This window comes from Crassaminicella thermophila (assembly GCF_008152325.1).
In the GTDB taxonomy this organism is placed as follows: domain Bacteria; phylum Bacillota; class Clostridia; order Peptostreptococcales; family Thermotaleaceae; genus Crassaminicella_A; species Crassaminicella_A thermophila.
Genome location: NZ_CP042243.1, coordinates 1786125 through 1806856 on the forward strand (window position 1 = coordinate 1786125; position 20732 = coordinate 1806856).

At 30.4% G+C, this 20732-nt stretch carries 24 protein-coding genes; 4 read left to right on the forward strand and 20 right to left on the reverse strand.

The window, feature by feature from the left end:
- Positions 1–38: 38 nt before the first annotated feature.
- From FQB35_RS08655 to FQB35_RS08675, 5 genes are all read right to left on the reverse strand, one after another.
- Positions 39–578 carry an NADH-quinone oxidoreductase subunit I gene (locus FQB35_RS08655; protein ID WP_148809595.1) on the reverse strand — a complete coding sequence of 180 codons (540 nt, stop codon included), beginning with the start codon at positions 576–578 and terminating at the stop codon, positions 39–41.
- The gene (locus FQB35_RS08660; RefSeq protein ID WP_148809596.1) at positions 575–1672 is read right to left on the reverse strand and encodes an NAD(P)/FAD-dependent oxidoreductase; all 1098 of its coding nucleotides are present in this window, start codon (positions 1670–1672) and stop codon (positions 575–577) included. Before FQB35_RS08660 ends, FQB35_RS08655 begins: the two co-directional genes overlap by 4 nt.
- On the reverse strand, positions 1665–1994 hold the full coding sequence (locus tag FQB35_RS08665) for a (2Fe-2S)-binding protein (protein WP_148809597.1): 330 nt from the start codon (positions 1992–1994) through the stop codon (positions 1665–1667). Before FQB35_RS08665 ends, FQB35_RS08660 begins: the two co-directional genes overlap by 8 nt.
- Positions 1987–2256, reverse strand: coding sequence for a (2Fe-2S)-binding protein (locus tag FQB35_RS08670; protein WP_148809598.1), 270 nt, complete (start codon positions 2254–2256; stop codon positions 1987–1989). Before FQB35_RS08670 ends, FQB35_RS08665 begins: the two co-directional genes overlap by 8 nt.
- A 68-nt stretch (positions 2257–2324) precedes the next feature.
- A complete protein-coding gene (locus FQB35_RS08675) occupies positions 2325–3494 on the reverse strand; it encodes an NAD(P)/FAD-dependent oxidoreductase (protein WP_148809599.1) in 1170 nt (389 codons plus the stop codon).
- Between the two features lie 190 nt (positions 3495–3684).
- On the opposite strand from FQB35_RS08675, the gene FQB35_RS08680 reads away from it, so the two are divergent.
- Positions 3685–5385 carry an ABC-ATPase domain-containing protein gene (locus tag FQB35_RS08680; protein WP_148809600.1) on the forward strand — a complete coding sequence of 567 codons (1701 nt, stop codon included), beginning with the start codon at positions 3685–3687 and terminating at the stop codon, positions 5383–5385.
- Positions 5386–5472: 87 nt separating this feature from the next.
- Here the strand turns inward: FQB35_RS08680 and FQB35_RS08685 are convergent, their stop codons facing one another.
- Entirely contained in the window at positions 5473–5976 is a 504-nt protein-coding gene (locus FQB35_RS08685; protein WP_148809601.1) for a dUTP diphosphatase, read from the reverse strand.
- Positions 5977–6224: 248 nt separating this feature from the next.
- Here FQB35_RS08685 and FQB35_RS08690 point away from each other — a divergent pair, with 248 nt between their 5' ends.
- Positions 6225–6848: a metal-dependent hydrolase gene (locus tag FQB35_RS08690; protein WP_148809602.1), complete on the forward strand. Its 624-nt coding sequence runs from the start codon at positions 6225–6227 to the stop codon at positions 6846–6848.
- Between the two features lie 56 nt (positions 6849–6904).
- On the opposite strand, the gene FQB35_RS08695 is transcribed toward FQB35_RS08690, so the two are convergent.
- Entirely contained in the window at positions 6905–8164 is a 1260-nt protein-coding gene (locus tag FQB35_RS08695) for a uracil-xanthine permease family protein (RefSeq protein ID WP_148809603.1), read from the reverse strand.
- 364 nt (positions 8165–8528) lie between these two features.
- Here FQB35_RS08695 and FQB35_RS08700 point away from each other — a divergent pair, with 364 nt between their 5' ends.
- Positions 8529–8837: a hypothetical protein gene (locus FQB35_RS08700; RefSeq protein ID WP_148809604.1), complete on the forward strand. Its 309-nt coding sequence runs from the start codon at positions 8529–8531 to the stop codon at positions 8835–8837.
- 27 nt (positions 8838–8864) lie between these two features.
- Here FQB35_RS08700 and FQB35_RS08705 read toward each other — a convergent pair whose 3' ends face one another.
- Positions 8865–9221, reverse strand: coding sequence for a hypothetical protein (locus FQB35_RS08705; RefSeq protein ID WP_148809605.1), 357 nt, complete (start codon positions 9219–9221; stop codon positions 8865–8867).
- A 240-nt stretch (positions 9222–9461) separates the two neighbouring features.
- Between FQB35_RS08705 and FQB35_RS08710 the strand changes: the two genes are divergently transcribed.
- Positions 9462–12338, forward strand: a complete 2877-nt coding sequence (locus FQB35_RS08710; protein ID WP_148809606.1) for a penicillin-binding protein 1A — start codon at positions 9462–9464, stop codon at positions 12336–12338.
- Between the two features lie 31 nt (positions 12339–12369).
- Here FQB35_RS08710 and FQB35_RS08715 read toward each other — a convergent pair whose 3' ends face one another.
- The 12 genes from FQB35_RS08715 to thiI all read right to left on the reverse strand — a co-directional run bounded on the left by FQB35_RS08715 (position 12370) and on the right by thiI (position 20729).
- On the reverse strand, positions 12370–13842 hold the full coding sequence (locus FQB35_RS08715; RefSeq protein ID WP_148809607.1) for a spore germination protein: 1473 nt from the start codon (positions 13840–13842) through the stop codon (positions 12370–12372).
- The gene (locus FQB35_RS08720; RefSeq protein ID WP_148809608.1) at positions 13796–14404 is read right to left on the reverse strand and encodes a stage V sporulation protein AE; all 609 of its coding nucleotides are present in this window, start codon (positions 14402–14404) and stop codon (positions 13796–13798) included. The genes FQB35_RS08715 and FQB35_RS08720 overlap by 47 nt, the downstream gene beginning before the upstream one ends.
- A 23-nt stretch (positions 14405–14427) precedes the next feature.
- The gene (gene spoVAE / locus FQB35_RS08725; RefSeq protein WP_148809609.1) at positions 14428–14784 is read right to left on the reverse strand and encodes a stage V sporulation protein AE; all 357 of its coding nucleotides are present in this window, start codon (positions 14782–14784) and stop codon (positions 14428–14430) included.
- 18 nt (positions 14785–14802) lie between these two features.
- Entirely contained in the window at positions 14803–15816 is a 1014-nt protein-coding gene (gene spoVAD / locus FQB35_RS08730; protein ID WP_148809610.1) for a stage V sporulation protein AD, read from the reverse strand.
- 14 nt (positions 15817–15830) lie between these two features.
- On the reverse strand, positions 15831–16292 hold the full coding sequence (gene spoVAC / locus FQB35_RS08735) for a stage V sporulation protein AC (RefSeq protein WP_148809611.1): 462 nt from the start codon (positions 16290–16292) through the stop codon (positions 15831–15833).
- 16 nt (positions 16293–16308) lie between these two features.
- Positions 16309–16464 carry a hypothetical protein gene (locus FQB35_RS15850; RefSeq protein WP_168198294.1) on the reverse strand — a complete coding sequence of 52 codons (156 nt, stop codon included), beginning with the start codon at positions 16462–16464 and terminating at the stop codon, positions 16309–16311.
- Positions 16465–16479: 15 nt separating this feature from the next.
- Positions 16480–16896, reverse strand: coding sequence for a stage V sporulation protein AB (locus tag FQB35_RS08740; protein WP_148809612.1), 417 nt, complete (start codon positions 16894–16896; stop codon positions 16480–16482).
- Positions 16897–16915: 19 nt separating this feature from the next.
- Positions 16916–17542 carry a stage V sporulation protein AA gene (locus tag FQB35_RS08745; protein ID WP_148809613.1) on the reverse strand — a complete coding sequence of 209 codons (627 nt, stop codon included), beginning with the start codon at positions 17540–17542 and terminating at the stop codon, positions 16916–16918.
- 270 nt (positions 17543–17812) lie between these two features.
- Complete coding sequence (gene sigF / locus FQB35_RS08750; RefSeq protein WP_333473060.1) at positions 17813–18580, reverse strand: RNA polymerase sporulation sigma factor SigF; 768 nt, start codon at positions 18578–18580, stop codon at positions 17813–17815.
- An 18-nt stretch (positions 18581–18598) separates the two neighbouring features.
- Entirely contained in the window at positions 18599–19015 is a 417-nt protein-coding gene (gene spoIIAB / locus FQB35_RS08755; protein ID WP_148810808.1) for an anti-sigma F factor, read from the reverse strand.
- A 30-nt stretch (positions 19016–19045) separates the two neighbouring features.
- Positions 19046–19381, reverse strand: a complete 336-nt coding sequence (gene spoIIAA, locus FQB35_RS08760) for an anti-sigma F factor antagonist (protein ID WP_148809615.1) — start codon at positions 19379–19381, stop codon at positions 19046–19048.
- A 172-nt stretch (positions 19382–19553) separates the two neighbouring features.
- On the reverse strand, positions 19554–20729 hold the full coding sequence (gene thiI, locus FQB35_RS08765; RefSeq protein WP_148809616.1) for a tRNA uracil 4-sulfurtransferase ThiI: 1176 nt from the start codon (positions 20727–20729) through the stop codon (positions 19554–19556).
- Between the last annotated feature and the right edge of the window lie 3 nt (positions 20730–20732).

Consider the following 20732-nt stretch of genomic DNA (forward strand, 5'->3'; position numbering starts at 1 on the left):
AAATGGTTCATCTTTTTATATTCTTACCTCCATATTTATCATAAGTTATTCATTTTATTATGACAATTATTTTTTTTTAATCTTTTTATTGTTACTACCTTATCAAAATACTTTTTATTGTAGGATACACGAATAATAGGTGTATGATTGTTCCATTTTGCATTTAGTATTTCCACGACCTTACCTTTACAAATTTCTTCTCCTAATCTTCCTACTAATTTAACAATGTCATCTTTTTGGGGAAGATGAAGAAATTCATAGGGAAAAGAAATAAGCGCTTCTTCTTCAGAATAATTCAAATGTTTAATATAAATAGCCAGTCCTGGACAAGCAGCTACACATATTCCGCATCCAATACATTTTTCAAAATGAATACGAGGCAAGTTTGTAATGGGTTTTCCTATAGTAATAGCCCCCGTAGGACATGACTTTTCACAAGGATTGCATGGAATTTCTTCAATGCATTCAATTACAGCTATTGGACCTTTTTCAAAATCTTTTCTCTTTGGGAATGACGGTAATTTTTTCAATTCGTCCAAAGAAGGAGCTCCATAATTTTTTAAATATTCATTTTTCACCTTATTAACCTCCTACCTATATTTATAATATATTCCTTTGCTTCTTTTCTTTTTTTGCCAAAAGAACCAAGTCTTAATGCATCTAATCTATCCCATACTTCTTTTATGCGCTTAATTTTCTCTCCTTTTCTTAAAAAACCCAAAGATGCTGCTGCATGAATTCCTGCAAGCCTTCCTTCATCCATAGCTGTACTTGCTTCTTCTACACCAGCAATATCTCCTGCCACATAAATTCCTTTCACTGTAGTTTCCATATACTCGTTATGAATAGGAATATGACCTCCTAAGTTTTTAACATATACAAACTCACATCCAACAATCCAAGCTAATTCTGTAATAGGTGTTAATCCTGTAGCAATACATACTGTATCTACACTTAAAATTTTTTCTGTCCCTTTTATGTATTTCCAATTTTTATCTAATTTTACAGTCTTTATAACTTCTATATATTTCTTACCTACTGCCTCCTTAATAGTACAAGAAGTATAAAAAGGAACACCTAATCTTGAAAGCTTCGCTGTATGAACACCATAAGCACCTAAATATGGACCTGCTTCTAAGATAGCGATAACATCTGCTCCTGCCTGTAGTAACTGATAAGCAGTAATTACCCCAACATTTCCTGAACCTAGCATTACAACTCTTTTTCCTGGAAGTACTCTATGTAAATTCATCATAGTTTGAACAGCTCCAGCACCCATAACTCCAGGAAGCGTCCAACCTGGAAAACTTATAGGTTTTTCCATAGCTCCTGTAGCTAATATAATTCTATCAGCTTTTATATGGATAGATTTTTTTCCATTTTGGATAGCCCAAATATTTTTATCTTTATCAATTCCTAAAACCTCTGTTTTTAAAGAAACTTCAATATTTAATTTCTTTGCTTCTTCTAATAATTTTCTCCCAATATCAAAACCACGAACCCCTGCTAGATGTTCTTTTGATCCAAAAAATTTATGAATTTGTTTAAAAAGCTGTCCCCCTGGTTTTAAATTTTCATCTAATAATAAAACTTTAGCACCTAGCTTTGCAGCTTCTATAGAAGCACATAATCCTGCAGGCCCTGCACCAATAACTACTATCAATTTATTCATAATCCTTTCCTTCCTTCCATTTTCCTAACCCATACTGAGTTTCAATAATCATACCTTCTTCTACAGGAGTTATACATGTTCTTACATTAGGCTGTCCATTTACAATCATAATGCAATCGGTACATTTTCCAATTCCACAAAATACCCCTCTTGGTTTATCTAGCTTCTTTGTATATCTAAAAATATGAATACCATTTGCCCAAAGAGCCGCTGCAATCATTTCTCCTTCGTAAGCATACATTTCTTTACCATCAACCATAATCTTTACTTTTTTTCTTTTTCCAATTTCTCCAAGTATTGGATGTTGCATAATTCTAGTCATTTTCATCATTCCTTAAGATTCCCATTTTAAATGGTCTAACAGGCTGTCTGTAAGTAGATGGCTCTATATTTTCAGGTTTTTTTCCTGTTTTTTCAGCTAGTATTTTTTCAACCAATTTTCTGCATATTCTTCCTTGACATAAACCCATACCTGCTCTAGTCCATTTTTTAATTTCATTCATTGTAGTAGCTCCATTTTTTATAGTTTCCTCTATTTCATCCCGTGTTACTTCCTCACACCTACAAATTATTTCTTTTTCCACCTTACTCCCTCCCATTTTCTTTATTATGAACTGATTACATTCACCAAACAAAGGTATGATGCAAAACATCATACCTTTTCCTTTTTAAATCTATTAAGCCTTAACACATTAATATCGTAATAAATTTTTTCACCATTTATAAACTTAGCCATTAATTTTCCTGTAATAGGAGCAAGAGCAATACCATCTCCTTCATGACCTGCAGCAACAAAATATCCTTTTTTATCTGCTACTTCATCTAAGATAGGTTTTCCATCAGGAGTAGCAGGTCTTAATCCAGCAAAAGAGCGAATAATATGCACTTTTTTTAATATTGGAAAATAATATATTCCTTGATTAATTATTATTTTTAAAGCTTCATAGGTAGTTTTTTTATTATATCCCTCAAACTCCCGTGTGCTCCCTATTAAATAATTTCCAGAAGCAGTCTGGCTAATTGAAAATCCCACTCCTAGTTTACTATCTTCTTCCTCTTGAAATAATTCAGGCTTTATTTTTCTGACAATATATCTAGCACTCCATCCATTCGTCTCCCCTATTTTTGGTATCTTCTCTGTTACAATAATTTGCCCTCTTTTCGGAATAATAGGAATATTAATCCCTATAAGGTTTCCTACTTCTGAAGCCCAAGCTCCAGCAGTATTTACTATATACTGTGTGTCTACATACTCTCCATTATAAAAATACACTCTCCAATGATCTTTCTTTTGATCCATTTTCGTAATAATTCCTTTTTTAAATTCCAATCCTAAGGCTATGCTTCTTATCATTAATCCTCTCATAACATGCAAAGGATTTACTTGTGAATCCATTTTACAAAATGTAGATGCAATAATTTTTTTATTTATATAAGGTTGTTTCTTTAAAACATCTTTTCTATCCAAAATCTCTACATTTACACCATACTGCTTTTGTTTCTTAACAAATGCTTCTATTATTTTAAGTTCTTGTTCATTTTCAATAAACACCATTCCACCATTATTCTGAAATTCTATATCTACCTTTAGTTCCTTTCTTAATCCTTTATACATTTCTAAACTCTCAAGTGTCATTTCCAGTAATATACCTGGTTCTTTAGATTGAAGTAAAATCATTTCATCACATGATCCAGAAGCCCCATTTCCTATCTCATTTTTTTCTATTAGCAAAACTCTTTTTCCTGCTTTTACTAAATAATATGCAGTAGATAATCCAACAATTCCTCCTCCTATCACAACAACATGGAAATTTTTTTTCATAGCAGACCTTCCTTACATAATATACATCCTATAGATTTTAGATATATTATTCATAATATGTAGCTTAAATTAACTTGGTTCTTAAAAATATAAAAATAACCCTTTCAGCTATTAAAAAAATAGAGTGTATTTTGTTATAATCTTGTTAAAACTATAATTTTGAAATCATAACATAAAAGGAGGACTTTACTTGGAAAAATTAAGAAAAAAACTGCATAAAATAGATAATCGAGGATATAAAGCCTATAAAGACCTTGAAGGTACATATAAAGTAGAAAATTTTTTTCTTCATATTGATCATATACAAGCCGATCCATTTGCTAATCCATCTCGTATTAGAGTTGAAATACCAAATCATATTACAAAATTTGAAAAAGATTGGTATAAATTAAAATCTAGAAAAATTGCATTTGAAGATTTTTTTGCTAGAGAATTAGCAAAAATAATCAAATCTTATTCCATAAATAAAAATGGATCTGGAAAGAGTGGATTAATTTTAATCGATAAACCTGGTCAAGAAATACTTCCAAGAACTGCTGTTAAAATTACTGATCAAAAAATAGAATTTCGTTTATCCATTGGACTTCCTGCAAGAGGCAGAAAAATATTAGGAAATCAAGCTTTAAAACTTCTTTGTGATCATATTCCATACATAATAAAAAAAGCTATCTTCACATTCGATAAAAACGCTTTACTAAAGCATTTAAAATTAACTGATCAACAAGAAGCTATTCGCAAGTATTTAGATGAATATGGCTATATTTGTTTTATAGGAAATAACTCTATCTTACCAAGAAAAAGTGGTATAAGTAATAAACCATTAAAAAATAATCAGGTCATCCCTTTTAAATCTCCATCTTCTTTAGAAATTGAAATACCTATCCCTCATAGTCAGCCAATACGAGGCATGGCTATTCCTAAAGGAATAACTCTTATTGTTGGAGGTGGATATCACGGAAAAAGTACATTGCTAAAAGCAATAGAAAGAGGAGTTTATAATCACATATCTGGTGATGGCCGTGAATATGTCATTACTAATCCTACAGCTTTCAAAGTAAGAGCCGAAGATGGAAGAAGAATAGAAAAAGTAAATATATCCCCATTTATAAACAGACTTCCCTTTGATAAAGATACGACTCGATTTTCTACAGAAGATGCTAGTGGTAGTACTTCTCAAGCAGCAAATATTATTGAAGCTTTAGAGGCAGGAAGTAAGGTTTTACTTATAGATGAAGACACAAGCGCTACAAATTTTATGATTCGTGATGGACGAATGCAAGCATTAGTTGGAAAAGAAAAAGAACCTATTACGCCTTTTATAGATAAAGTCAAACAGCTATATAAAGATTTACGAGTATCTACCATCTTAGTTATTGGTGGATCAGGAGATTATTTTGATGTAGCAGACAATATAATTATGATGCATGAATATAAGCCTAAAGATGTAACAAAAAAAGCTAAGGAAATTTCGAAAAGCTTTAAAAATATTCGTATAGCAGAAGGTGGAGAAAAATTTGGTGAGATTACAAAGCGTATCATAAAACAACAAAGTTTCAATGCTTATCGTGGTAGGAAAGAAAAAGTAGATGCAAAGGGACTAACTACCATTGTTTATGGAACAAACAATATTGATCTTTCCTTTTTAGAACAATTAGTAGATCCTAGTCAAACCCGTGCTATTGCAAATATGATAAAATATCTATCTAAAAAATTAGTAGATGACACAACTATACTCCCTATTCTTATAGACAAATTATATGAACATATCGAAGAAAAAGGGCTAGAAGTGATTTCACCATACTATAAAAAACATCCAGGTGATTTGGCTCTTCCTCGTAAATTAGAGTTCTCTGCAGCTATTAATCGCCTTCGTACTCTTCAAGTAAAGTAATGATTGTATTAATTTATTCACCAAGGAAGGATAAAAATTATAATAATAAAACCGTTATCCAAATTAAGATAACGGTTCTATTATTTTCTATAATTCAACTTGTTCTAGGTAATAACCATAAATTTCTTCAAAAGAAAAACCTAACAGCTCCCCTAGATTTATAAATCTAGCAAATAATCTAATATAAATAGATAATGCATAAACAAAATCATCTTGTAAAATGGCATGCTTTAAGTCCTTTATATCATCAAAAATATATGAAAAGATCTTTATAATACTATCCTCTTTTTTCACTGCATTAATAGCATCTCCATTGATAATATTAAAATGGTGTACATTTCCTATAGAAAGTAAAAACTTCATAGCATCAATATATCTGATCATTAATTTTTCCTTTGGAATATTTTCTTTTATTCTAGAATATTTATAGCACTTTGTAAGATTTGCAATCTCACTAGTTTTTACTTGAAGTGCTAAAAATCTTAAATCAAAAACATTTTCTTTTCCTAATATATCTTCCTCTATGTCAGAAAACTGCTTTATATTATTTTCAATAATCTCTTGTATTTTAAATAGCTCATTTAATTCCATAAAAATGCCTCCTTAATCAGCTTTATTATATGTTAGTGTTAGTACCAGGTAATAATACCTCATATAATATTATAGCTTAATATTTGAATTTGTAAAGCAAATTATTTTAGGAACAACTCCTTTTCTAATTAAATAATTCTATTTATTTTTCAATTATCGACATTTTTTGCAACACAAGCTATATTGATTATGCTATAATATAGCAGAACATACGTTTCGTATTTCATAAAAAAGGATGGTTTTAAAAAATGACTGGTAAATCTCATATGTTATTTGGTTCTGTAGCTAGCTTATACTTATTACCAAAATTGGGTTATGAACCAAATATTACTACAACTGCTGCCGCTATAATCGGTTCTTTGATTCCTGATATGGATCATCCAAAAGCGAAAATAAATCAAAAATTTCTTCCAATGAATAATAGATTTGGAAAGATATTATTTTATTGTGGCATTGGAGGTTTTTTACTTTATAAATATGGATTTGAAAATCGATTAACTTTTACAATAGCCATTTTACTAATTATGATTGGCTTTTCCCATCATAGAGGTTTTACCCATAGTATTTTAGGCACATTTATCATTTCTTCTATTGTTTTTTTTGTTCTTAAAAACACTATACATTACTCAATCATTTTATCTTTTATATTAGGATTAATATCCCATATTATTGGAGATTGGATGACAATCGCTGGTATTGAACTATTTTATCCCATCTCTACTAAAAGATATCGATTTGTATTGACTATTTCTTCTGGAAAAATGGCAGAACCTATTATTGGCATGTTTTTTATCTATTTAATTATTCGATTTTATATAAAAAACGATTTATCTATGCATTGGCTCTATAGCTTACTAAGTTTAATAAATTAAACAAAAAGCACTTTTCTTAAAATCTTAAGAAAAGTGCTTTTTGTTGTCTGAAATCATTATTTAACTTTATTTAATAGGGCATTTAATAATACTCCTATAATTGCTGCAAAGCTTAAACCTGATATTTTTACTGTTGATGTTACAGGTATTCCTATTGATATACCAAAATGCTTCTCAATATAACTTGCACCAAGCCCTAGTATCAAAACAGATGACATAATCACTATATTCTTTATATTAAATGTTACTTTGCTGTTTTTAATTGTTTTTACACCTATTAATGAAATCATACTAAAAAGCATTAAGCTTATACCACCCATTACAGGTACTGGAATTGTTCTTAACAAACCACCAATTTTTGCAACAAATCCTAGCAAAATTGCAAATACTGCTGCTAATCTTAGAATAGAAGGATCATAATTTTTTGTAATCGCAAGTACTCCTGTATTTTCACCATAAGTAGTATTTGCTGGTCCTCCAATAAATCCTGCAAATAAGGTAGCTAGTCCATCCCCTAAAAGGGTACGATTTAAACCTGGATCTTCAATAAAATTTTTCCCTACAACTTGTCCATTTGTTGTAATATCTCCTATGTGCTCCATAAAAACTGCAAGTACAACTGGAGCAATAATTGCTATAGCTCCTAATTCAAACTTTGGAAATGTAAAGTTTGGCATAGCCAATACAGGTGTTTCTTTCATTATACTCATATCAACAATTCCTATTTTGAATGAAACCAAATATCCAACTACTACACCAATTAAAATTGAAAGTTGTTTTAAAAACCCCTTGCCTTTTAGTGTAATTGCTAATGCAGTAAATAGTGTTATTCCTGCAACTATAAAATTATTTTTTGCCATGCCATATGCTACCGGAACAAGATTTAGACCAATTACTATAATCATTGGCCCCACTACTTGTGCAGGCAAGAATTTTTTTATCTTTTCAACTCCTATTTTCTTTATTATAAAAGACATCGCTACATATAATAGTCCTGCAATAATAATTCCACCTTGGGCATATGTTAAATCTCCATTATACATTTCTTTTACAGTAAGAATAACTGGTATGAATGCAAATGATGATCCCAAAAATACAGGTACCTTTCCTTTTGTAACAAGATGAAATAATAATGTTCCTATCCCTGCAGCTACTAATGCCACAGATGTATTAAGCCCTGTAAGCATAGGAACTAAAACAGTTGCTCCAAACATTGCTACTAAATGCTGTAATGCTAACACCACTTTTTTTATTGATTCAAACCCTATTACATTTTTTGTTTCTACATTAGATTTTGCTATCATATTTTCTGACATAAAAAAACCTCCTTTTTTTTATAAGGAGAAGATCTATTACACTTCTCCCTTCTCAGCCTCTCAGGACCGAATTAAAAGGCAACTTAATTCAACCTATAAAAAAACTTCTTGCCTACTGACAAGAAGTTTTATACATGCATAAAAATATTAAAGATTTTTAATCTACATCTTGTCAGCCTCTCAGGACTGAATTAAAGATTTATATTTAATTCTACATGATTATAGCATCTTTTTTTATAGAAAGCAACATAAACTTCAAAAAAGTTATACTCCTTAACTCTATTTTTTCCTCAAATAGATAGGGACATTTTTTTATAAAAATGTTATAATAAACAAAAAACTTTGTAATAGAAAGGGTAATGGTATGGATACTTTCAATCAATTTGTAAAATATGTTCAATTAGATGAAGAAAAGCGTATTTTAATTTCTTTACAAAATCAATTTGAATCCTATTTACAAGACAGCAAAATAAAATCTATGGTAAAAGAAGCTGCTAAATCAATATTAAAAGATGATTTTGTTCAACTTGAAATTGGTAAAAATATTTGTAGAGTTACTGTAAAAGCAGGAACTGAAGAAAAAAATTTAGAACTTGTAAAATCAGAACTTGTAAAAGGCCTTGAAATGGCAATGGCTTTCTTAGCACAAATGCATAATATTAAAAACCAATAAAGCTTGACTGTTTAAGTTAAGCTTTATTTATTCATAAATTTTATTCATAAATCGCATTTCTACAAAATATTTTTTATCCTTTATAACTATAAAGTGCTTACTATAATCCATTTCAAAATTTACAATGGCAGAATGTATATCTATATTTCTTAATAAATGAATAGTACAAGTATTATGCTCTCCTAACGTACAAAATCTTATTATGATACCTTTTACCATAGAAAATTGCAATCTGGTATCTAAATAATCTATTTCATGATCTAAATATAAATTGAGTGTTCTATCTTCTATAGGAATAAATAGATCTATATCGTACTTATCTTCTCTAACTGTTCTTATTTCAAAATCATGTTCAATACAAAAGTTTCCTTTTTTATATTTCATAATTGTGTATCCTCCTATAGTTTGGAATAAATTACATTTTCAAAACCAAAAGATCTCTGTTAAAATCATATAATGATAATAGCAAAATATTATAATCATAACAATTTATCTATTATTTTAACCCAATTGCTTGATTCTTTAATTGTAATTAACAACCTGTTAGTCATATGATATAATTATTTGTAGCTATATCCAAGTATCTTCTTACTTTTTTCTTTCTATTTTAGGAGGGGATTTACTTTGACAGAGAATAACGAACAAAAAACTAGAAAATCAAAGAAAAAAAAGAAAATAAGTATCATTAGAATACTCATTCTCATTATTTTGCTCGCTGGATTTATTGGAGCTGGTGTAATTGGTGGATGGGCTTTTGCCATAATCAAATCTGCTGAGCCAATAAACCCTAGCAATATGTACTCATTACTTGATGAAAACTCTTTTATTTACGATAGCAAAGGAAAGCTAATAGAAAAAGTGGAAAGTGATGGTTTAAGAACTATTGTTAAATATGATAAAATTCCACAAAACCTAATAAATGCTTTCATTGCCATTGAAGATCAAGATTTTTTCACACATAAAGGAATTAATCCTAAAAGAATTATTAAAGCCTTATGGGAAGATATTAAAGCTGGCGCTCCCGTACAAGGAGCAAGCACAATTACCCAACAGTTAGTAAAAAATCTATATTTAACAAATGAAAAAAGTATTGAAAGAAAAATTAAAGAAGTTTATTATGCCTTTCAGCTTGAACAAAAGCTTACAAAAGAACAGATTCTTGAAGCTTATCTAAATACTGTATATTTAGGTAGTGGAGCTAAAGGTGTACAAGCTGCTGCATATACTTATTTTTCAAAAGATGTTAGTGAATTGGATCTAGCAGAATGTGCACAAATTGCAGGTATTACAAAAAATCCTTCTAAATATTCACCATTAAAAACACTTAAAAAAGAAGATGTTACATCTAACCATTTTATTATTGATGATGATGATGAAACTTATACAATTGTCTATAATGAAAAATCTAAAGCTAGGCAAGAATTAGTATTAAAAATGATGAAAAATGAAAATATGATTACAGAAGAAGAATATAATCTAGCAATAAATGAAGATATAAAAGCTAATTTAAAACCTGGAAAAAAACAAGTTTATGGAATTTCTTCATTTTTTACAGACAAAGTAAAAAGTGATGTAATTGAAGCACTTATGCAGGAATTAGGTAAAACAGAAGAAGAAGCAGAAGATATGCTTTATAACCAAGGACTTAGAATTTACAGTACAATAGATTTAAGAATACAAAAAATATTAGAAAATGCTTATGAAGACAGTAAAAATTTCCCTAATTTAATTGCTAGAAAAAATAGCGCAGGGAATATTTTAAGCAAAAATAGAAGATCTATTTTGTTATATAAATATACAAATCTTGTAAATAATAAAGAACAATTCGTAATTCCTAAAGGAGATTACAAATATGATCAAGTAGGAAATTTGATTCTTTTTAAAGGTAGACGATTAAATTTTACTCCCCTATATGAAAATGGGCAAATTAAGACAATTCAAATTTCAATAAAAGATGCATATAAACAAAATAGTGCTAAAGAAATTTTAATCCATAAGGGTGGAAGTATAAAAATTTCAAGTGAATACAAAAAATATGATTCTAAAAAAAATATAATTATTAGTAAAGAATTCTTAGCTAAAAATCCACAATTTTTCTTAAAAGATACAAATGGCAATCTATTAATTGCTAAAGAAAATTATTCTATTAGTAATACAGGCGTTGTGCAACCTCAATCAGCAATGGTTATAATAGATCAGCATACAGGTGAAATTAAGGCCCTTGTAGGAGGCCGAGAAGTGAAGGGAAGAAGATTATATAATAGAGCGATTAATCCTAGACAACCTGGTTCTTCTATCAAACCTATCGCTGTTTATACACCTGCTATTGATAATGGTTGGACAGCTGCTGATATTATAGATGACGTTCCTCACTACGATCGTAATGGTAAACTCTGGCCTAAAAACTGGTATAGAGATAGATTTTGGGGATTATCTACCCTTCGAGAAGGTGTTCAATGGTCTATGAATGTTATGGCTGTAAAAATTGCCGAACAGATAGGCATTGAATCTTCTATAGATTATCTTAAAAAGATGGGGATTACAACTATAAAAGAAAAAGGACGATACAATGATAAAAACCTTGCAGCTATGGCCCTTGGAGGAATGACACAAGGAATTAGTCCATTAGAAATGACTGCAGCATATGGTTCTTTAGCAAATGATGGTATATATATAAAACCTAAGTCATTCATAAAAGTTACCGATAGAGAAGGAAACATTATATTGGAAAATAAAAGTTATAAAAATCGTGTTGTAAGTCCTGAAGCTGCCTTTATCTTGACAGATATGATGAAAAGCGTTGTTACTGCAGGAACAGGAACATATGCAAAATTAGACAATACAAACTCAAAAATTCCTGTAGCAGGAAAAACTGGTACTACTTCAGATAACTATGATGCTTGGTTTGTTGGTTATACCCCTTACTATGTTGGTGCTGTATGGATTGGAAATGACGTTCATATGGAATTAAGTAGTGGTAGTAAAATGAGTGCAAAGCTTTGGAGTACAGTTATGAAAAAAGTCCATGAAGGACTACCACCTAAAAACTTTATAAAACCTGAAAATGTAATTTCTGTTTTAATAGATACAGAATCTGGAAAACTCCCTACAGACCTTAGCAAACGTGACCCTAGAGGTACTGTACGATATGAATATTTTATTAAAGGTACAGAACCAAAAGAATTTGATGATGTTCACGTTGAATTGGAAATAGATACAAGTACAAATAAGCTTGCTACACCAAACTGTCCTCCAACATTAGTAGAAAAGCGTGTATTCATAAAAAGGCCTATACCATATGATCCAGCACAAAATAATGGGATAGTTCCTAAAGATTATATTTATGAAGCACCTACTGAATATTGTGATATTCATAAAGATAATGGAAATATAATAGAATTTCCTTCTATTCCTCAAAATAATCCTTTTGAGAATGAAGATGCTTCACTAGAAAATGAAACTATTACAGAAGATCCTACAGATGTTGAAGATATAAATTAAATGAAAAGAAGGCTTAAAAAGAGCCTTCTTTTTATTCTGGTGTTTCATCCTTAGGAGGTGAAGAATCTTTATCTATTGTTCTTAAAAAACCAGGTCGATATCTTATTTCTGGTATAGGTTTACGGAATAATACAGTTGCTAATCCTCTTTTATCAAAAGGAATTAACGGCCATAAATAACTTACTCCCCCTAATGATTTTGTTGTAAGCAAAATAATAAATACAAATATTATTGATGCAAAAAATCCTATTGTTTTAAATAGTCCAGTAGATATTAGTAAAATCAACCTAAAAATTCTTATAGCCATAGAAAATTCAATACTTGGTGTAGCAAACATACCTATACCTGCAATAGCCATATAAAGTACTGTCTCTGGAATAAACCATCCAACTTTAACAGCAAACTCACTAAGTACTAAGCCACCTATTATACCTAAAGATGTAGTTAATGCATTCGGTGTATGTATGGATGCAATTCTTAAAATATCAATTCCTAATTCTAAAATAATAAACTGTATAAATAAAGGAATTTTCCCAATCTCTTTTGGTCCAATAAATTTCAACCAACTAGGAAGAATTCCTTTATAGTGTACTAAAAGTAGCCATAATGGTGGTAAAATAAAAGATAGAAACATAGCAACTAACCTTATCCATCTCATATAAGTTCCTACTGCTGGATTTTGATAATAATCCTCTGCATGTTGTGTAAAGTGAAATATCGTTACAGGTAAAATCATTACACTAGGCGTTGTATCTACGATTACAATAATATGCCCTTCAAACAAATGTGCTGCCGCCACATCTGCTCTCTCTGTATATCTTGCTTGTGGCAATGGATTCCAATTTCTCCCTAGAATAAACTCTTCTAAACTCTTTTCAGCCATTTCTAAAGAATCGGTATCGATTTGATCTAATTTATCTTTTATATCCTGTACTAGTTTAGGATTTGCAATATCTTCTATATATCCTACTACAACATCCGTTTGAGATCTCCTCCCTACTGTTTTTATCTCAAATCTCAATTTTGGATCTCTCACTCTTCTTCTTATCAGTGCTGTATTAAAAACAATTGTTTCTGTTAATCCATCTCTTGCTCCTCTTGTTACTCTTTCTAGATCTGGCTCTTCTGGCCCTCTTGCAGGATACGTTCTTACATCAAGTATAAGTGCTTCTTCTTCTCCATCTATTAAAATAGCCAACGCACCTGATAATACCATTAATTTTATTTTGTCAATTTCCTTTGTTGTCTCAACCTCTAAATATGGAATTTTGTTTTCCATAAGCTTATGAATAATATCTCTTCTAAAATCTTTTGGATCTATATTTTGAAGAATCTGCATTACAAATAACATAATGTCATCTTTTGCAAAACCATCAATAAACAGCAAAGAAGCATTCTTATTTGCTACTTTAATTTCTCTATTTACAACATCAAAACTTTTAGATATGCCTAATTCTTCATCTAGAATTTTTAGATTTTCTTCTAGTTTCTTTTTTATTTCCATTAAAATACCCTCTCCTACTTAATATTTCCTCCATAGCTTTTGTAATAATAGGGGCCCCTATTTCACAGTCATCTTTTCCTTCCATTTTTCCTATATCTCCAATTCCTATGACTAATGGAACATTACATTTATCAATAATATCTACTGTATCTCCATACAACACTTTTCCTTTTTTTGGTAACCCCTCTTTGTCTACTGAATTATTAATAATTTCACCATCACAAGTTATTGAAAAATCTACCTTAGTTCCTGCTACCCCTGGCGTATTTGACGCTACAGCAATTACTCCCAAAACATCTATATCAGGATGATTCACGATTTCATATAAGGCTAATTCTCCAGCTCCCGTATGTGATGACCCTTTGTCATCTACCATCACTACAACAGGATCATGTTTTGCACTTTTAATTAGCTCTACAATTTCTATTCCACTCATAGGTGTAGGGTTCCCTCCAGAACGGGATATGCATCTTCCACCAATATTTGTCACTGCCCTTTGAACCGCTCTTTGTGCTACAGAATCACCATCTGTAACCAAAATTACCCTTCTCTTCTTAGTCATATTTACGTTCCTTTCTAAAGTAATTACTTTTTAGATTTTGGATTAAAAATAAGTGCCATTATATAGCCAAAAACTACTGCTGCAGCAACCCCACCTGCACCAGCCTCTACTCCGCCTGTAAAGGCTCCTAATATGCCGCTAGACTTTGTTGCTTTTATTGCTCCTTTTGCCAAAGAATATCCAAATCCTAATATAGGAACAGTAGCACCAGCTCCTCCAAATTCTACAATAGGCTCATATATGCCCAAAGCTGTCAATATTACTCCTAATGTAACAAATAAAACAAGTACATGCGCAGGTGTTAACCTTGTTCCATCCATTAGGAGCTGTCCAATAACACAAATAATCCCTCCAACAATAAATGCACGAATATAATCCATATAAAGCCTCCTAATCATTCACATATTTGTTATTGTCACAGCATGTGCAATCCCTGGTATGGATTGTCCTTGTTGACTGCTTGTAGTTGATAATAATGCACCTGTTGATACAAGTAAAACCCTATTTAAATTCTTTTTAATCATTTCTTTATATATATATCCACAAAATACAGAAGCAGAGCATCCACAACCACTTCCTCCTGCATGTGTATCTTGTGCTTGATTATCAAATATTAATAATCCACAATCATTATATACTTTTGCTATATTATATCCTCTATCAAATACCATTTCTTCAGTAATTTCTTTTCCTATAGCCCCTAAATCTCCTGTTACAATCAAATCATAATGCTCAGGTCTAAATCCTGTATCTTTAAAATGAGTAACGATTGTATCTACTGCCGCTGGTGCCATAGCAGCTCCCATATTGTTTGGATCCTTTATGCCTAAATCTATAACTTTTCCAGTAGTTACATAAGTAATTTTAGGTCCTTGTCCATAAGCTGATAATATAGCAGCGCCTGAACCAGTCACAGTCCACTGAGAGGTTAAAGGCCTTTGATTTCCATGCTCTAATGGAAATCTATACTGTCTTTCAGCTGAACTAAAGTGACTAGATGTAACAGCAACTAAATAATCTGCATATCCACCATCTATTAGCATTGCTCCTAGGCTTAATGATTCAGTCATAGTAGAACACGCACCATATAGTCCAAAAAATGGTATCCCTAAGTCACGAGCAGCAAATGAAGTAGACATCAATTGATTTAGTAAATCACCTGAAAGCATGTATTCCATGTCAGTAATATTTTTATCTGCTTTATATATTGCCTTCTTCACTGACTCTCTTAGCATCTTACTTTCTGCTAATTCCCAGCTATTTTCTCCATATAAATCATCTTCTAAAATAGTATCAAAATAATCTTTTAAAGGTCCTTCACCTTCTTTTGGCCCTACTGTTGCTGATGTAGCAATAATATATGGAGGATTTTTAAATTTTACGGTTTGCTTTCCTAATTTTTTTATTGCCAAAAGTATCAGCCTCCCTATTTACCAAGAAAAAAATATATTAAACCTACGATAACAGAACTTGTAAAACCATAAACCAACACTGGTCCTGCAAGAATAAACATTTTTGCCCCAATTCCAAATATATATCCTTCTCTTTTAAACTCCATAGCTGGAGCTACAATGGAGTTTGCAAAACCTGTAATAGGGATTATGGAACCTCCTCCTGCTCTCTTTCCTAATTTATCATAAATACCTAATCCGGTTAAGAAAGCTCCTATAAAAATTAAAATAATTGCATTAGCTGTAGCTGCTTCATCTTGATTAAGACCCATATTTTTTAAAGTATTGATTATAAACTGGCCAAACATGCAAATTATACCGCCAACAAAAAATGCCCATACTGAATTTTTTAAATACTTTGGTTTCGGACTCTTTTGTTTCACATATTGACTGTATTTGTATTTTTTATTTAAGCTTTCCTTTTTTTTATTTTCCATATACTTCTTCCTTTCATTATTTTTTAATTTGATCTAAAATTGCTTTTACATCTCCATTTAATATGCTTTCTTCAATACAAATACTTTCAATTAATTGTCTTTTTTCTTTGTCTTCTAATTTATCTAATAACATAAAGTTTGGTTGAATACAGTTATGATATTTTTTTTTCATTCTTTTTATTCCTTTCTATTTATTTACAAAAATCCAATAGATTAAAGATCCAGTAATTTTTCCTCCTGCTATTGCAATCAGTATATACTTCACATAATCATTTAATTGAAAACGATTAACAATAACTGGAATAACATTTGTTACCTCTGTTAATGCTGAAGCTAGTAATCCAATAAAAGTACCCATTAAAAATCCTATACATATAATCATTATTTTTCCTACGTATATATTAAATCCTAAAAAAGCTACTAATGATAATATTGTAGTCGTCATGACAATTGTAATCTCATATACTCTTATATATGATTCTGTGTTTGTAAGCTGAGCAAGTCTAGGAACAATATCTAATATTGTTAAAAAAGCGATCATAGCAGTTCCTACGCTGAATCCTTCAGCAAGTCCAGCAAAAGCAGCAAAAAATTTCAGCAGCATATCCCTTCACCTGCAATCTTTACTCTTTTTCCTTTGTGTTCTTCTGGTTTTTTAAAATATATTCATCCATGCTTTTTCTGTATGAAGCCATTTCTACTTCCATTGGGCTTGGCTCATTTCTAAACTTTTTCGGCAATATATGATTAAAAAACACTGCCATACCTAGACCAATTCCTAATGAATAGGGAATTTGAAGAATCAGAGGTCTGTTTTCTTCTATTCCAGTAATCATTTTATAAATTTTTTTATGAGCTTGATCCATATTTACATCTGCATGAAAATTCATAAGGGCTAGACCAGATCCAACAAAAAGAACTACACACACACTTATTAGTTTGAATAATAACCACAGTTTACTTTCTTTTTTTCTTTTATAAATAATTTTTACTAAGGTTTCAGCTTCTCCTATAGGGAAAATTTTTATATTAGGATACTTATATGAGATTTTTTCCATAATCGTTAAAATAGAAACCACAATATGTTCTTTAGTATCCTTAGGAATTTCTAAAACTTCTATATTCAAAATCTCCATTTTTATAGTATCATCAGCTAATATAACAGCCACATCTCTAACAAAAACTTTACTCCCTGGTATAGCATTATAGCCATCTTTCATTTGTATATAAATATCTTTTGATGAAATCATCTCTTCACACCCTTATATTCTGAAGAGTTGAAGAATACTTAAAAACCAACTTTGCTTTTGTATATTTACTTGTTTTAGGTCTATTGGTATATAAAAAAAAGGAAGTACAAACAATCATTAAAAGAACGATAATCAAAAAAAATGACTTATTTTTATTTAACAGCATACAATCACCTCTTAAAAATCTTTACTTTTATTATTCTCCATTTCCTTAACGAAAATTCTTTAAATTTCAAGCATAAACTTTTGCAAACAAAAAAGACATGACTTTTACCATGTCTTCTCTAATAATTCTTTCATTTGTCTTAATATCTTTTTTTCTATTCGTGAAACCTGAACTTGAGAAATTCCTAGCATTTGTGCAATTTCCGTTTGGGTTTTGTCTTTAAAATATCTTAATATAATAATCGTTCTTTCTCTTGCTTTTAGCTTTGAAAGAATTTCTATCAACGCAATCCTATCAAGTACTTCCCCTTCATCTTCTGTATTAGTTTCACTAATTTTGTCAATTAAATGAACAGGAGAGCCATCATCTTGATGTATCACATCATACAAATAATCTGGTTGAATATTTGAATCTAGTGCCATTACAATCTCTTCTTTTGGTATATCTAATTTATCAGACAATTCCTGCAGTGTAGGTTCTCTTCCATACTTTTTGATTAAGGATTCTTTCATACTTTTTACCCGTGCTGCGGTTTGTTTTAAAGAACGACTTACTTTTATCATTCCATCATCTCGTAAAAACCTTTTAATTTCGCCTATAATCATTGGAACTGCATAAGTTGAAAATCTTACATCATAGCTAAAGTCAAATTTTTCTATCGCTTTTACTAATCCAATACATCCTAGCTGATATAAATCTTCTTTATCATATCCTCTATTAATAAACCTTTTTAAAACACTTCTTACCAATCCTAAATTATGTCCTACCAAAATATTTTTAGCTTCTATATCCCCCTCTTGTGCTTTTTTTATAAGCTCTATAGTCTCTTCATGCTCAAGTAATTTGTTTTGTTCCTCAGATAATGCATTCATTCCCATAGCATCTACCCCTTAATCTTCATAGCGTCCAAATCTTTTTACCATCCTTATCTTTGTACCACTATCCTTTTGTGACTCAATTTCTAATTCATCCATAAAAGTTTCCATTACTGTAAATCCCATTCCAGATCTTTCTAACTCTGGCTTTGAAGTATATAAAGGTTGTCTTGCCATTTCTATATCTTCAATACCTTTTCCCTCATCTTCAACAACAATTTCTATTGTATGATCATTTATACTACACTCAATTCGTACAATACCCTCTCGACCATCATAACCATGAATAATTGCATTTGTAACAGCCTCTGATACAGCAGTTTTTACATCAGCTAATTCTTCTATAGTTGGATCTAACTGTGAGGCAAAAGAAGCTACTACAATTCTAGCAAAAGCCTCGTTTTGTGATTTGCTCATAAACTCTAATTTCATATGATTTTTGTTTGTCAATATCCTCACCCCTTATAATCTTTCTAATGCCTCTTTTTTATTCTCAAATTTCTTAACAATATTAAATAATCCTGACATTTTAAAAATTCTTTCCACTCGATTGTTCATATTAATTACTGCAGCTTGTCCTCCTAATTTCTGTACCTTTTTATATCTTCCTATTACAACACCAATACCAGAACTATCCATAAAATGCATATCCTCTAAGTCAAAAATAATATTTTTAACATTATTATTATCGATTTCTTTATCTATTTCATCTCTAATCTCTTCTGCTGTATGATGATCTAATTCACCATTTAGCTTAATAACTAAGTTGTTATAAATTGTTTCAAAGTGAATGCGCATACAACCCCTCCTCAAGCTTATTTATGTTTATTAAGTATTCTTTAATCTATTCCTTTTTTCCTTTGATGAAAATTGACTAGTTTTGTAATATATCTGAATTTTTTATTTGAGAAAAAATATAGTGACGATTAAAATAATAATCGTCACTATTAAAGAAATCTACTATAATTTTTTACTCTTCTACAGATACTTCAATTACTTCCATTCCTTTTACAGCTTCTTCAATTAATTTTTCAACATCTAAATTACTTTCAGATTGAAGTATTTTATCAAGCCTTGGTTTTGTAACAGGTCTCTTAGGTAAAAATACTGTACAACAGTCTTCATATGGCAAAATAGAAGTTTCATAAGTATTTATTTTTTTTGCAATATCCATAATATCAACTTTATCTAAAGCAATAAGGGGTCTAAATACAGGAATATTTACTGCATTATTTGTTACCGTAAGACCCTGAATTGTCTGACTTGCTACTTGTCCTATGCTTTCCCCTGTAACCAATGCATTACACTGCCTTTTAATAGCAATTCTTTCTGCTATTTTCATCATAAATCTTCTCGATAAAATTGTCATTTCTTCTTCTGGACACTTTTCATTTATTTCCTTTTGTATAGGCAATAGATTAACACAATGCAAGCGTATATTTCCACAATATTTTGCTAATATTCTTGCTAAATCAACTACCTTTTCCTTCGCTCTTTCACTTGTAAAAGGATAGCTATGATAATGAACTGCCTCTATTTCCATACCTCTTTTAGCCATCATCCAAGCAGCTACTGGACTATCAATTCCTCCAGAAAGTAATACCATAGCAGTTCCATTAGTTCCTAAAGGCAATCCTCCATATCCATAAACCTTTTTAGAATATACATAAGCTTTATCCCTTACATCTACATGCAAAATTATTTCTGGATTATGTACATCTACCTTTAATCCTTCTGTATGAGATAAAATATACCCTCCAACCATTCTAGATATTTCAGGTGATTTCATTGGGAAACTTTTATCTCCTCTTCTACTTTCAACCTTAAATGTCTTTATACCATCTTCTTCTATTCTCTCATTTATATGTTTCACAGCTACCTCATAAATTGAATCCATATTTTTATCAAATTTATAGGCAGGACTAACAGATACAATTCCAAATACTTTTATTACCCTATCAATCACTTCATCTTGATCATATTCATCCATATCAACATATATTAATCCACCTGCTTGATGAACGTGTAGTCTTCCTAAATCAGCTAAATTTGCTTGTATATGATTTACAAGTTTGTTTATAAAATAAGATTTATTTAATCCTTTTAAAGCAATTTCACCATATCTTACAATTAATACTTTTTTCATTTT